Annotated in this window: 10 protein-coding genes; 6 read left to right on the top strand and 4 right to left on the bottom strand. The window is 61.5% G+C overall.

Going from position 1 to position 14,325, the window contains the following annotated elements; translation table 11 throughout:
• Positions 1–20: 20 nt before the first annotated feature.
• Genes ACRECS_RS04130 through ACRECS_RS04120 form a run of 3 tightly spaced genes read left to right on the top strand, consistent with a single transcriptional unit; the run spans position 21 to position 4,930 of the window.
• Entirely contained in the window at positions 21–1,721 is a 1,701-nt protein-coding gene (locus tag ACRECS_RS04130) for a gamma-glutamyltransferase (protein WP_431581690.1), read from the top strand.
• Positions 1,718–3,478 carry a DUF885 domain-containing protein gene (locus ACRECS_RS04125; RefSeq protein WP_431581689.1) on the top strand — a complete coding sequence of 587 codons (1,761 nt, stop codon included), beginning with the start codon at positions 1,718–1,720 and terminating at the stop codon, positions 3,476–3,478. The genes ACRECS_RS04130 and ACRECS_RS04125 overlap by 4 nt, the downstream gene beginning before the upstream one ends.
• A gap of 39 nt (positions 3,479–3,517) precedes the next feature.
• The gene (locus ACRECS_RS04120) at positions 3,518–4,930 is read left to right on the top strand and encodes an aldehyde dehydrogenase family protein (RefSeq protein WP_431581688.1); all 1,413 of its coding nucleotides are present in this window, start codon (positions 3,518–3,520) and stop codon (positions 4,928–4,930) included.
• A gap of 415 nt (positions 4,931–5,345) precedes the next feature.
• Here ACRECS_RS04120 and ACRECS_RS04115 read toward each other — a convergent pair whose 3' ends face one another.
• The 4 genes from ACRECS_RS04115 to ACRECS_RS04100 all read right to left on the bottom strand — a co-directional run bounded on the left by ACRECS_RS04115 (position 5,346) and on the right by ACRECS_RS04100 (position 8,945).
• Positions 5,346–6,272 carry an alpha/beta fold hydrolase gene (locus ACRECS_RS04115; protein ID WP_431581687.1) on the bottom strand — a complete coding sequence of 309 codons (927 nt, stop codon included), beginning with the start codon at positions 6,270–6,272 and terminating at the stop codon, positions 5,346–5,348.
• Positions 6,273–6,351: 79 nt separating this feature from the next.
• Positions 6,352–6,888, bottom strand: coding sequence for a hypothetical protein (locus ACRECS_RS04110; protein WP_431581686.1), 537 nt, complete (start codon positions 6,886–6,888; stop codon positions 6,352–6,354).
• A gap of 125 nt (positions 6,889–7,013) precedes the next feature.
• The gene (locus tag ACRECS_RS04105) at positions 7,014–7,811 is read right to left on the bottom strand and encodes a phytanoyl-CoA dioxygenase family protein (protein WP_431581685.1); all 798 of its coding nucleotides are present in this window, start codon (positions 7,809–7,811) and stop codon (positions 7,014–7,016) included.
• 423 nt (positions 7,812–8,234) lie between these two features.
• On the bottom strand, positions 8,235–8,945 hold the full coding sequence (locus tag ACRECS_RS04100; RefSeq protein ID WP_431581684.1) for a hypothetical protein: 711 nt from the start codon (positions 8,943–8,945) through the stop codon (positions 8,235–8,237).
• 843 nt (positions 8,946–9,788) lie between these two features.
• Here ACRECS_RS04100 and ACRECS_RS04095 point away from each other — a divergent pair.
• From ACRECS_RS04095 to ACRECS_RS04085, 3 genes are all read left to right on the top strand, one after another.
• Complete coding sequence (locus tag ACRECS_RS04095) at positions 9,789–11,519, top strand: DUF885 domain-containing protein (RefSeq protein ID WP_431581683.1); 1,731 nt, start codon at positions 9,789–9,791, stop codon at positions 11,517–11,519.
• A gap of 186 nt (positions 11,520–11,705) precedes the next feature.
• Positions 11,706–12,104, top strand: coding sequence for an MFS transporter (locus ACRECS_RS04090; protein WP_431581682.1), 399 nt, complete (start codon positions 11,706–11,708; stop codon positions 12,102–12,104).
• Between the two features lie 63 nt (positions 12,105–12,167).
• A complete protein-coding gene (locus ACRECS_RS04085; protein WP_431581681.1) occupies positions 12,168–14,273 on the top strand; it encodes a PQQ-dependent dehydrogenase, methanol/ethanol family in 2,106 nt (701 codons plus the stop codon).
• The last annotated feature ends 52 nt before the right edge of the window (positions 14,274–14,325 follow it).

The following is a 14,325-nucleotide window of genomic DNA, read 5'->3' as shown; positions in this document are numbered from 1 at the left end:
GAACCGATCGGGAGAGCGTAATGACCAAGAACCTGCACAGCTACCTCCGTAATCCCGGCCCGAAGGTGCCGGTGGCGGGTCTGAAGACAGCGGTGACGACCGACAATGCGATCGTCACCGAAACGATGCTCAACGTGCTGAAGGCGGGCGGCAACGCGGCCGACGCGGCGATTGCGGGCTGCATGGTGCAGGCCGCGGTCGAACCGTTCATGACCAATCATGCCGGGCTGATCACCTTCCTTTACTACGAAGCGAAGACCGGCAGGCTGCACCAGCTCGACAGTCTCGGCGGGCACCCCTCGGGCCTGCCGCCGTTCCGCCCTATTCCGCCGGGCAACGGCCCCTACGCCGCGATGCCGCCGTCGGCGATAGTCCCGGGTTTTATGCCAGGGCTGAAGGAAATCCACGCGAAGTTTGCGACGAAGCCCTGGGCCGAACTGTGCAAGGATGCGGTTGCGTGGGCCGAGAGCGGCCACGTCGTCTCGACCTTCGAATATGGCGTCAATATCTTCGGCGAGAAGTTCATCACCTATTTCTCCGAGGGCCGGGATTTCTATCAGCCGAACGGCTATTTTCCGAACGTCGGCGAGGTGTTCGTGCCCTTAGGGCTGGCCGCGACGATGCGCGGCGTGCAGGCCGATCCCGACTATATGATCACCGGTGCCTGGGCCGAAAAGTTCGTCGCCAAGGCAAACGACATGGGCTGGAAGATCACGCCCGAACACATGACCGAGACGCCGCCGCGCTGGGTCGATCCGGTGCGCTTCCAGCATAACGAATATGAGATCGTCTGCCTTGGCCCACCGCAGGCACAGGGGTTCTTCACCGGCGTCGCGATGGGGGTGCTCAAGCATCTCGGCATCCGCGACATGGCGCCGAGATCAGCCGAGCATTGGTGGGCGATGGGTCATGCGCTCAGGCAGGGCGCGCGCCACTGGGAATATGCGCAGGACGATCAGGTCTATGGCGTGCCGACGGCGGAGGTGCTCGACGATGGCTATCACGCGCATCTGGCGAAGCTGATCCGGGGGTCGCGGCCCAGGGTCGATCTGACGCAACACATCAAGCTCGCCGGCGACGGCGTTGGCGGTGGCGACTTCATGTCGGCGTTCGGAGGCGGCGGCGGAAAGCCGCGGCTGATGAAGCAGGACGACAAGCAGCCGAGCGGCAGCTGCGAGATCGCGGTGGTCGATGCCGAGGGCAACTGGGTGCAGATGATGGACACGCTGCAGGGCTCAGGGATCCCCGGCATGGTGATCGGCGGCGTCCCGATGGTCGGCAGCCATGCGACCTTCGGCAATTTGCAGAGCCCGATGGACTCGACCCTGGTGCCCGGCGCCAGGGCGCGCTGCATCATCGGCAACACGCTCGTGCTGAAGGACGGTAAGCCGGTGTTCTCGGCCGGATCGCCGGGCAACATCCACTGTACCTTGCCGCAGGTGCTCGCCTATCTGCTCGACTTCAAGCTCGATCCCTATGCGGCGGTCGACGCGCCGCGGATGCTGCCGATGACCGAGAGCCGCACCGTGGTGATCGAGGACCGGCTGAGCGAAGGCGTGGTCGAGGATCTGCACAAGCTCGGCGTGCGCGTCGGCGTCGTCTCGGGCTATGATTGTCACATGGGCAGCTTCTCGGTGATCGCGCGCGACGAAGCGACCGGCACGCTCACCGCCGTCGCCGACCCGCGCCGCATGGCCGTCGCGGATGGAGTCCGGGCGTGAGCGGCGCAGCAGGAGCGAGGGGCGAGCCAAGTCCGTCCGCTTCGCCAGATGAGGAGAGGTCCGCCGCAAACGCTCTTGCCGGCCTGGCTGCGAATTATTGGGCGTTCCAGTGCGACGAATTCCCGATCAGCGCGATCCAGGCGGGAGTCGCGACCGACGCCGAATTGCTGTTGCGCGAGGCGCCGGCCGATCACCAACGGCGCGCGTCATGGGCCCGAAATGCCCTGTCCGAGCTGACGGCGACCGACCCGGGGGCGCTCGGCGCGCAAGACCGGGCGACCTGGGCGCTGCTCGATCATGAGCTGAACGCGCTGATCGAGACGGTCGCGTGCGGCGCGCATCTGCGGCCGGCGCTTTACCCGATGGGCCCCGAATTCTGGCTGATCTACTGGGCGAATACGAGTGCACTCGCGAACCCGGCCGATGCACGGCTTTACATCGCCCGTCTGGCCGCGATTCCTGCGGCATTCGAAAGCGTCCGTGCCGCGCTCGCTGCCGGCGTTGAAAAGGACTTCCGTTATCCGCGACTGGTGATCGAGCGCGCGATCGGACTGTTGCGTGGCCAGGTTTCGATGCCGGTCGCTGACAACGCCTTTTACCAGCCATTGGCGCGCGTGGCGGGCCGGTCTGCGGCCTGGGCGGCCTTCGCAGAGGAAGGAAAGGCCGCGGTCGAGAACCAGGTGTACCGGGCGTTCCTCGACTATGCCGACTTTCTGGAGACACAGTTGCTGCCCGTGGCGCGCGACGGCCTCGCTTGCATCGACGATGTCGGAGGAGCCGAACTCTATCGCCACTTCATCAAGCAATACACGACCGAGAACCATCACCCGGAGGATATCCATGTCCTCGGCCGCCTGGAAGTCGAACGCATCAGCGGCGACATGCTTGCCGTTGCCGCCGATGCCGGTTTTGAAGGGGATATTGCCGGCCTCCGCCGGCGGCTACAGACCGACAACAGTCAATTCGCCGAAAGCGCGGAGGCGTTGCGCGAGCAGATCGAGATTCTCTCGAAACGGATCGACGCTCGCATTCCTGAATTTTTCGGCCGGACGCCGCGCACCACCTATGGCGTGAAGAGCATTCCCGAATCCATCGCCGAGAAAATGCCCCCGGCCTATGCGCAGCCCAACCCGGCCGACGCCAGCCTGGCGGGCGTGCACTGGATAACATCGCTTCCCGGCAAATGTCCGCGCTACATGCACCTGCCGCTCGCGCTGCACGAGGCCTGGCCCGGCCATTTGATGCATCTCGCACTTATCCAGGAAATGGAGCATCTGCCCGATTTCCGCCGCGCTGCCGGCATGCGCTATTCGGCCTGCCTCGAAGGCTGGGCGCTTTATTGCGAGCGACTGGGCGAGGAGATGGGTTTCTACGACACGCCCGAAAAGCGCTATGGCCGGCTGGAAATGGAAATGTGGCGCGCGGTGCGGCTCGTCATCGACACAGGCATTCATGCCAAGGGCTGGGGCCGGGGCCAGGCGATCGCTTATTTTCAGGAACATATGGCGATGCCGCTCGAAACCATCGCAGCGGAGGTCGATCGCTATATCGGCTTTCCGGGTCAGGCGCTCGCCTATCAGCTCGGCAACCTCAAGTTCCGCGAGTTGCGGGAGCGCGCCGAAACGATGCTCGGCGAAGCGTTCCGCATCCGCGACTTCCACGACGCGTTGATGGCGGCCGGACCCGTCACCCTCCCGGTGCTTGAGAACCTGATCGACGACTGGATCGCTGCGGTATGCGCTACCGAAGCGGCCTGACGCCTGAAGCTTGAAAAACACCGAATGAAGGGATCATCTATGGACCGCCTGAAACCATTCGATTGCCTCGTCGCCGGCCGGCTAACGTCCGGCGCCGAATGTGCAGAGGTGGTGAATCCGGCCACGGGGCAGGCATTTTGCTCCTACGCTACAGCCGATCGAGCAATGGTTGAAGAGGCGATGAGCGCGGCCGTCCAGGCCTTTGAACAATGGCGGTCGTCGCAATTGTCCGAAAGACGCGCGCTGCTAGATGCTCTGGCGGATTGCGTCGATCGCGAGGCCGACAATCTGGCGCATCTGCTCACGCTCGAACAAGGCAAGCCGATAAGCGAAGCTCAGCAGGAGGTGCAATTCACCGCATTCATGCTGCGCTACAGCGCGACGCTCCATTCCGATCGAACCGAGTCGCTGTTCGACGAAACTCATCCCGATCATCGGCGCATCTTTACGCCGCTCGGCGTCGTCGCGGGGATCATTCCCTGGAATTACCCATTGGTGCTCGCGGCGATGAAGATCGGCCCGGCCTTGCTGACCGGCAATGCGATCATCGTCAAACCCGCGCCGACCACACCGGCCGCAACACTTGAACTGGGGCGTTTATGGGCTGATCGCGTGCCGCCGGGCCTCATACAGATCCTCGGCGACGATGGCACTGTTGGCCCCATGCTTGCGGAACATCCCGACATCCGCAAACTTTCCTTCACCGGCTCGACCATTACCGGACGCGCGGTGATGGCCGCCGCCGCGCCGACGCTGAAGCGGTTGACGCTGGAGCTGGGCGGCAACGATGCCGCCATTATCCTTGACGATGCCGAGCCGGTTGCCGCCGCGGCGGGCATCTACTCGGGTGCTTTCACCAATTGCGGCCAGATCTGCGGAGCGGTGAAGCGGGTCTATGTGCACGACGCCGTTTACGAGCGCTTCTGCGAGGCGCTTGCGGGACATGTAAACTCGGCCGTGGTCGGCGCGGGCTCGCTGCCCGATACCACGATTGGCCCGGTGCAAAACAGGATACAGTATGACAAATCCATGGCATTGCTGAGCGCGGCCGAGGCGGCGGGACGCGTGATCGCGCGCGCGAACATACCCCCGGGCAGCAGCGGTTTTTATGTTCCGCCGACGCTCATTGCCGATCTTTCCGATTCGCATCCGCTGGTTCGTGAAGAACAATTCGCGCCGTTGTTGCCGATTATGAAATTCAACAACGATGCCGATGCGGTCAGAAGGGCGAATGATAGTCCTTATGGCCTGACCGCCTCAGTCTGGTCGTCGGATCGCGCGCGCGCGGCGGCGCTCGCGACCGGGATCGACACGGCTGTTGTCCACATCAACACGCATAACGGCAGCACGAATGGACAGGGTGCCAGCCCCGCCAAACAATCGGGCGTCGGCTGGCTGTTCGGCCACGACGGGTTCAAGGAATATATGCAGCCTCATCTTATCATGTGCTGATCGGCCCGCGCATGATATCATGGCGGATTTGGAAGAGCGCCTCCAAGGACTTGGAAGGTATCGCGCCCAACATTGGAGGGCGACCTCGTCTGCCGAAGCGGAAACATCAATCGATCAGGCTTAAGCGTCGTGCTCGAGTGAACGCCTGCAGAGCCACAGCGCCCTGCCCTGGGCACAAGCAGCGGCTGTGCACCTTTCAGGGCGTACCGCACGCCATAGACCGTTGCCCTCGAACAATGCGTTCTTATCCTGATTGACGCAGCCGACGGCATGCGACAGGCGCGGCCATGGCCCGTGGTCGAAAGCTCCGCGGGCCGCGACGGCGCGATTGACGTCCCCTTCCCTCGCCTCAGCAACCTGGCGTTCGCCAAGCTCTCGAGGGACGGCAAGGCGCGATGCTCGTGCACAAATTAGTTCAAGGGCGGCCGCCATGTTCGGCAATGAATCGAAGATACCGGGCGGCGAAGCCTTCGGGGTCGGCCAAGAGGATCCCATGGTCGCCATCGGGCCAACGGGCGAGTTCGGCATCTGGCAGCATGTGCGCCAGCGCGTCGCTGAAGGCCGTCGGGACATGATCGCGAGTCCCGGTCACGACCAACGCCGGCATGGTCATGGAGGCAAGCCAGGATCGCGCATCGAACCGCAATGTGTTGGCCATCGACCGTCGTACAAGACGAGCTTGTGGTCCGAACATGTTACCGATCGCCGCCTCTTCATAGAGTCGGCACGCCTCAGGGCTCGCTTGTTGCGCAGCGTCGCCGAGCATCATCATGTGCAGCAATTCGCGCGCATTTCGCTCGCGGATGACGGGGGACCGCGGAGCACGCAGCGCCAGCCACGCGCTTCGAACCTTGAACCGCAAGGCTTTGAACCAGCCCCCGTGATCGAAGAAGGCAAAGCCGTTGAACACGCCTAGCGTTCGGGTCGCATGTGAGAAATCATGAGCGAACTGCAGGGCCACACAGCCCCCATGCGACCAGCCCGCAACATGTGCGGTCTGAACACCGAGCGCATCGAGAATTTCCTTGAGATCACGGGCGATGCGGGCATGGGAGATATCCGCACCTAGGGGAATTTCAGTAAGCGCATGGGGTCTGAGCTCCGGCCGTACAACCTGTAGTCCGGCGCGGACAAGGAGGGGAACCAAGTGCTCGAAATCGCGGTAAGATCCGCTGCCGCCATGAAGCAGCAACAAGACTTTGTCTCCAGGGCCGTCGACGGCATAAGGGATGCGCGCGCCGTCACTGGCGCTGATCCAACGCAGGCCAGAATTGAGGCCTTCGATCATCCGATCGTTACCCGCTCCGGACAGATGTGAGTCCAAATTATTTGTTCCCTTCATCAAGGCGTCCTAGCATTAGCAGCAAACTCGTCATAGCCTATCGATAGGAAGCTAGCGACCAGCCTGTCCGCTCAATGGATCAGCGCTTTTCAGCCAAGACTTTCAACCTGAGCCCCATCTCGGATAGCAATTTCATGTTCAGGCGATGCAAGCTCTCCTCGAACCGAACAGCGTCTGCGCTGTTCTTGGTCTCGGTCGTCCAGGGACTTCCGAAGAGTACTTCGATTCCCACGCGGCAACCGCCAGTGACCGGACGTAAGGTCTGAACGGCGAAAGCCTGGTAATCTCCATCGGTCATGGCTACGACAAGCTTGCGGTCGGGAATCCGCGCGATGCGGCGCTCGTAACGGAGCTGCCCCTCCATCGTGCCCCTGAGATGTTCCACCTGGTACGCACTTTCCGGATTAGTGGGTTTCAGCGGACCATATTGCGCTATCCAGAGGTCGGGCTGTTCCATCAACCGAAAAACCTCGTGGCACGGGGCGGCGATCGTCTGTTCGAAGGCGTCGTAGCCTTGAGTGACGTGCGGCGGCGCATTCGTCACGGCGCCCGCCAGGGCGGGCGCCGTGACGAACCATGCCAGACAGGCGAGAGGGGTTGAATATTTCAACATCATTACCAAATCTTTCTAACGCTTGAGGAACCTCAGATGGCGGGAACAGAGCGTCGGTTGATGACATTATGGGCCAGGGAAGAGCGCATTTTGCACCTGAACTCCACTAATCACACGGGGGAATGAGATCAGCGGGGCCAGACCTGCGGAAACAGCTTCGAATCAAAAGGTTGGCCGATCGCGACATCGATTTCGGGTAGCAAATTGCCGGCCTTGCGCCCCATCGCCCAAAGGTCTTCTTCGACGGGCTGATAGCGTGTGTCCTGGTCCAACCAGCGAGTCGCCAGGGCTCGGCGGCGACCCCGCGTAAGATTGCCGGGCGCGCCATGAACCGTCCGGGCGTCGTGGACTAGGATGTCGCCGGGCTCCAGCGTCCAGGTCAACACCTGTTCGCCTTCGATCGCCTCTCCCGGCGTTGGCATATCCTTGAGGCGTTCGCCCATCTTTTCATCGGACCACAGATGCGATCCGGCAATGTAGGTCAGCGATCCGCTCTCCGGCGTCACCCGGTCGAACGGAGTCCAGATGGTGAGAACTTGGCCGCCTACGACCGGATGGTAATAGGCGTCCGTATGCCACGGGCTGGGCATCGGCGACCCGGCTTCCTTCACGAACAGATGGTCGTAGAAAAAGTTGATCCGTTCCGCGTCGAGCAGCGCAGCCGCGACCTCTCCCAGTCGTGAGCACTGCACGAAACTGGCGAACGCCGGATAGTGTATCCAGTGAAACAGGCCATTGTAGAAGGCGCCGTCGCCTTGCTCTTGCAGCCAATAGTGTGGAGCGCAACCGTCCGCCATCGCTTCATCGATCGCCACCCGCATGGCGTCGATGAGCTCAGGTTCGACAACGCCGCGGATCACCGCTGCGCCGTTCTTCCTGAATGATTCACGATCGGCTTCACTTATGAGGTCGGACGCGGTGGTCATGACGAATCTCCAAATTGGGCGGGGTCAGCCGCGCCGTCGCATGGTAGGTTGGCACGGAATATCGTCGCTGCAGGTTGACGTCGGGTTTTCCGGACGGCTCCGCGGCTCGAGGGCGAAATTCATAGCTTCGACAACTCGGGTGCGGCCTCTTCCAAGTAGCGCTGGCGCAGATGACGGCTCAGGGCCGCGGCCGAGAGGCACGCGCCGGTCGCCCCTTCCAACAAGGTCGTGAACGTGACCTTCGTCCGAGGCGTCACATCTCATCATGATGCGCCTTGTTCTGATAGACACGCCAACTCATCGATGCGCGGGCGGTCATGTGCGCTGCGGAAGCTCTGAAAGAGCACGGACGTGCATCACGATAGTCAATCCGCGGCAGCGCAGCGCGGTGAGGCAGCGATCGCGGACTGGGAGCTACTGGTTTCATCGCGCGCGATTACCGAATACGAACCCATGTGGGGGTCGGAGCAGGGCGTTACTGAAACACGGACGCCGAGCTTGTGAAGATCCTCCACGACGCCGGACCGCAGGCGGTCCTCGATCGTGACGGCGCGCGCTTCGGTCATCGGCAGCATCCGCGGCGCATCGGCCGCGACCCTCGGGGAAGTAGGCGATGAATTTCTCGCCGAAGATATTGACCCCGTATTCGAAGTTGGACACGGCGTTGCCGCTCTCGGCACTGCTTACCGCGCCCTCGCACAACTCCGCCCAAGGCCGTGTGCAGAACTTCTCGTGGATCGCCTTAAGGCCCGGCAGGAACCCTGGAATGATCCCCGAGGGTGCCATGCCGGGAGAGGCATAGGGGCCCGTTCCCGTCGGCACCGGCTTGAACGATGGCAGCCCTGACGGGAAGCCGCCGAGGCTGTCGAGCTGATGCGCCCTGCCGGTCTTGGCTTCATAAAAGAGGAAGGTGATCAGATCAGCATGGTTCGTCATGAACGGCTCGACCGCCGCCTGCACCATGATCGCCGCATGGACCGGCTTGCCGCGCGCTTTCAGCACCTTGATCGTCGTTTCGGTGACGATCGCCGAATCCGTGGTGGCTGCCGCCTTAAGGCCAGTGACCGGTAGATTTGGTCCTGGATAGACGACGTAGTCGACGAGATCGCGTGAGGTGCGGGCGATCTTGACCATGGCGGCGCCTCCTGCGCGCGGCTCCGATTCCTGGGCGGGTAAGCCGAGCAGGACGATGGCAGACAGTAGTGCATCTGTCAACGAACCGTCGTCGATTGGTGGTTGATTGAGACAAGTCGGGGAGCGACGCGTGTCGCGGTATCGATTGGAACGGCCAGCCGTCGGTCTCCACCGATCGTGCCGGCGCGGGTTCGCCAAAAAGGAGTGCGTCCGCTGGCCCCAGCTTTACGGAGATGGCTGGACGCAGCCCGGGAAGGTTTGAAAACACCCAGCGACATGAGCACGATCTGTCCGGCCGGCGTAGATTCTACGACGACCATGGCGTGATCGGTTTCGACGGTCAGCGAGACCCTTCGGCGCCCTATGGTGCGCCTGACGAGTTCCTCCGCATGATCAGGAGATGTCGACGTCGCTACCGCTGACCGCAGCGGCGTCGTCGTGGTGCGCAAGAAACTTCGACGTGACCAATGATGGTCTTTGCGGATACCGCGCTTACAGCCGACGGCACGTCGCGCAGCTTCTCTTGGCGTTTGCTCGCCGTGACAATGATCTCTGTAGAGACGCTGGCGCCTACTCGTCCGGCGTTTCCTGCGCCTACAGAGGGCTAGCCGCCAGTGCGAACGCGCTGACCCTCGCCTCAACCGGCGGTGCTTTGCGCTCGCCGATCCTGAGTGATCACTTGTCTCTGTGATTTCACCTTTAAGCGATAGTGCATATTTTTATTTGCTCGGCTCGTTGTCGACAATGCTCGAGTCCGATCCTCAGGGCAATTCGTCGAATCATATCAGTTGACATTGAATGCAATGATGCATTTAAGGCCGGCGGCTGACTGAGAGGACGCAAATGTCGTATTTGGATGACGACGCGCTTGCTCGCGCCCTGTGCCTCATCGATCGGGTGTGGCAAATGACCGAGGCTGGGCCATGGACCATATCGGATAGGGAACGGCCGATCGATCGCCTGCCCGATCTCTCCGAAGCTGCAGCGATCGCGCGCTCCGCTCGCGCGGGCGCGCTCGTTGCCGACATCGACACGATCGACGCATCTCCACTGCCGCACGATGTCGCGACAACACTGGCGGTTGCGCGGATGAATGCCGCGCGCTGGGCACGCGAAGGCGAATGGTACTGGCTGGTGTTCGATCCGGTCAAGGCAGGCTTCTTCGCGATGTTCGCGCCTACCGCTTATGCGGGAGGATTTTTGCTCGGATCGTATCGTACTCTGTTTGCAAGTTTTATGTTCGAATCATTTGGCGATGTCGATCGCTATCTTGGACTTGTGTCAGACTTTGCGCGCCTGGTCCGACAATTCGACGCGCGAACCAAAGGCCAGGCCGAGCGCGGGATCCGGATGCCCCGGGCTCAGCTCGATCAGGCGATAGTGCTGATGACGGGCCTCAAGGAGGCATCGGCGCAAATGCTCGACGTCAATCCCAGCCGTTTGGCGGCCGTCGGTGGCCCCGCGGCATGCAAGCCTATCCTAGCCCGGATCGCCGACGAAGTTGACGGCGCGTTCGACGCCTTGCTGGCGACGCTCAATGACCCCGACTATCGCCGTCTTGCGCCCGACACGGTCGGCCTCTCGCAATATCCGGGGGGCGCCGAACTCTATGCCGAGCTCGCCCGGATGCATCTGACCCTCGACATGACGCCGGAGCAGATCCACCAGGCCGGGCATGACCGGATGGCGAGGGTGCGCGCGCAGATGCAGGGCTTGTTCGACGAGATCGGCTTTGTCGGCAACGCCCCGGCCTATCTGCAAAAGATCGAGGCCGATCCAGCCTGGCGCGCCGAAGGCGAGGACGCGATCGGTGCTTTCTTCCGCCGCTATATCGACCGCATCGCGCCGCATATTGGTGATTATTTCGCGTTCAAGCCAAAGGCCGATCACGGTGTTGCCGCGCTGCCTGCTGCCCTCTCGGGATCGATGACCTTCGGCTATTACGAACCGCCAAGCCCGATCCAGGAGAAGGGGCGCTTCATTTTCAACGTGCAAAACCTGTCGCGCAACGCACTGCCTAATATCGGCGCGCTCAACTATCACGAACTTGTGCCGGGGCACCATTTCCACCTCGCCAGCCAGCGCGAGAATGACCTGCTCCACCCGCTGCGCAAGGCATCTTTCATCAATGCCTATAACGAGGGCTGGGCCGAATACGCCGCCACGCTCGCCGGCGAAATGGGGATGTACATAGAGCCGGAGGAAAAATTCGGGCGGATGATGATGGATGCGTTCCTGACCTGTCGGCTCGTTGTAGATACAGGCATGAACGCGCTGGGGTGGAGCCTCGATCAGGCGCGCGACTATATGCGCGAGAACGGCTTCATGCCCGAAGCTGAAGTGTGCAGCGAAAGCATCCGCTACAGTTGCGACATTCCTGGGCAGTCGCTCGCCTATAAGCTCGGCGACACCCAACTTCTGCGAATGCGCGAAACGATGCGGGTAAAACTCGGCGACCGTTTCGATATTCGCGACTTTCATGATGTGGTGCTGAAACCCGGCGCGCTACCGTTGCCGCTGGTTGCCGCGAATGTGGAGGCCGCGACGGAGCGGTTGCTTGCTCAGGTGCAATGACAGGGTGGACAGAATAGAACCTGCGCCGGTCTGGTCGCTCTATTCCCCGGCCAGCGCTGGACCTAATCTGTTCGTCCTATGTTGATCGCAATATAATTTCGGTTCCACTCGAGCCGATCAAGACACAATTCAAGGTATCTGACATGATGCTCGGCCTGCCGTCGGGATTCAGTTTTGCGGCGCTCTATGCAACCTTGTATCCCCGTCGCGCGGCTGGTGGACGGGGGCAACTGCCGCACAGTCATCACGGTCGCACTGATTGTATGGAGCGGGGCGACTGCACTGTGCGGGATGGCGCAGAATTTCTGGCGACTTACCTTTACGCGGTTCGGCGTCGGGGCTGGCGAGGCTGGCTCGATCCCTCCGGCACAATCGCTGATCGCCGATTATTTCTCCGTCGAGCAGCGGGCACGCGCGCTGGCGCTGTTCATGTCATCGGCGACCGTCGGCTATCTGCTGGGGTTCGTCGCCGGATCCCAGATCAGCCCGATCATGGGCTCTGTCGGGCTGCGCTATGCATTGATGCTGGTGACGCTGGTGCTGCTCCCGACCGCGTGGTTCTTTATCGGGCGGCAACAACGCTGATCGCCGATAGCGAACCCTGAGCGAGTGCTCTTCATGTCGGACCAAGGGATAAGGAACCGTTTCATGCAACATCAAACATCACGCACAGCGCGTCCGTCATTATGGCTTGGCTGTGCGGGCCTGCTGATGCTTGCGACTGCCTGCGACCGGCAAGAAAGCTCCGGCTGGCAGCGCGAGACGGCGCACTACTATACCGATGCATACATCACGAAGGATAACGTCTCCAGGCTCGGCCTTGCCTGGGAGTTCGATGACTTTGTCGTGCGCGGCCGGACCCACCGCGGCATGGAAGCGACACCTGTCGTCGTCGATGGCGTCATGTATTTGTCCGGCCCCTGGAGTGTCGTTTACGCGATCGATGCGAAAACGGGAAAGCCGCTGTGGCAATATGATCCGGAAGTCGACGGCCAGTATGCGCGGCGCACGTGCTGCGATGTCGTCAATCGCGGCGTCGCGATTTCGGACGGGATTGTGTATGTTGGGACGCTCGACGGTTATCTCGCCGCCGTGGACGCCAAAACCGGCAAGCAACTCTGGAAGTCCGACAGCTTCGTCGATCGCAAGATGAGTTCCACGATCACCGGCGCCCCCCGGGTGGCTGGCGATGTCGTCGTGATCGGCAACGGTGGTGCCGAACTTGGCGCGAGAGGTTATGTGACAGCCTTTAACCGCAAAACCGGTAAGCTGGCATGGCGCTTCTACATCGTTCCCGGAAATCCGGCGAAAGGCGACGAGCATCCCGAGGTCGCCATGGCGCGCAAGACCTGGGATTCGGACTCGAAATGGGAGCTGGGCGGCGGCGGAACCGCCTGGGACAGCATGGTTTACGATCCCGAAACCGATATCGTCTTCATCGGCACGGGCAATGGTATGCCGCATCCTGTTTGGACGCGAAGCCCTAAAGGCGGGGACAATTTGTTCTTGTCCTCGATCCTTGCGCTGGATGCGAAGACCGGGCGCATGAAATGGTATTATCAGACAACTCCGGGCGATAGCTGGGATTATACCGCCACCCAGAACATGGTGCTCACCGACATCGACATCGACGGAAAAAAGCGCAAGGTGATCATGCAAGCACCGAAAAACGGCTTCTTCTACGTGCTCGACCGCGTGTCGGGCGCGCTCTTGTCGGCGGAGAAATACACGACGGTGACTTGGGCCGAGCGGGTGGACAAGAAAACGGGACGCCCGGTCATATCCCCGCAGTCGGACTATTCGAAAGGGCTAAAACTTATTTGGCCCGCCGAATCCGGCGGGCATAATTGGCAACCCATGGCTTATAGCGAGCAAACGAAGCTTGTTTATATTCCGGTGCTCCAGACGCCGATGTCCTTCACGGTCGCAGAGCAGCCTTACAAGCCTTATAGTATCCTCCAGGGGGTTGCGACATCGCTTCCCGCGTTGGACGGTTCGATGCAGGACAAGTCCAGGCAAGCCATGTTTGCCGGTCAGCCGCGTCCGCGTTTCGATAGCATGCTGACCGCGTGGGATCCTGTGAAACATAAGGCCGTGTGGAGCTCCAAGCCTCAGCACTTCTGGAATGGCGGCACGATGGCGACGGGCGGAGGGCTTGTCTTTCAGGGCAATGGTGATGGCGTTCTGACGATCTACGATGCGTTCAATGGGGCCATCCTTCGCAGGATCAACATCGGCACGGGGATCATGTCGTCCCCGATGGCGTACACGATCGATGGCGTTCAATATATCGCGGTCGCGGCCGGATATGGCGGCGCAATGCATATCGCTTTCCCACCCGGCGCGGCAGCGATCGAGCGGGAGAACAACGAACGGTTGCTGGTGTTCAAAATCGGTGGCGGGCCAGTCCGGATGCCGCTGCGTCGCACGCCGATCGCTTTTACTGATGCGCCTGCCCAATATCGCGGCGACATGGCCTCGGTGGACCGCGGCACGGCCCTGTATTACGCGAATTGCCTTCGATGCCATGGCGTCCGCAACACGCTGGGCGCCTATCCCAATCTTTGGAAAATCAGCCCCGAAACCCATGCGGCGTTTAACGATATCGTGCGTGGCGGCGCATATTCCTATGCAGGCATGGCATCGTTTTCGGATGTCCTCTCAGAGAAGGATGTGACGGACATTCACACCTTCCTGAGCGAACCGCAGCCCGGCGGGAAAAAGGTGCTGGCCGGGCGACCCGAGATGCACTGACACAGGAGACGCGCATCCGAGTGATTGGCAATAGAGATGAAATGCACGCCTT

The sequence above is a fragment of the Sphingomonas sp. genome (genome assembly GCF_050725575.1).
GTDB lineage: Bacteria > Pseudomonadota > Alphaproteobacteria > Sphingomonadales > Sphingomonadaceae > Sphingomonas.
The sequence above is the reverse complement of the archived record's forward strand: the minus strand, read 5'-3'. Positions and strand labels throughout refer to the sequence as shown.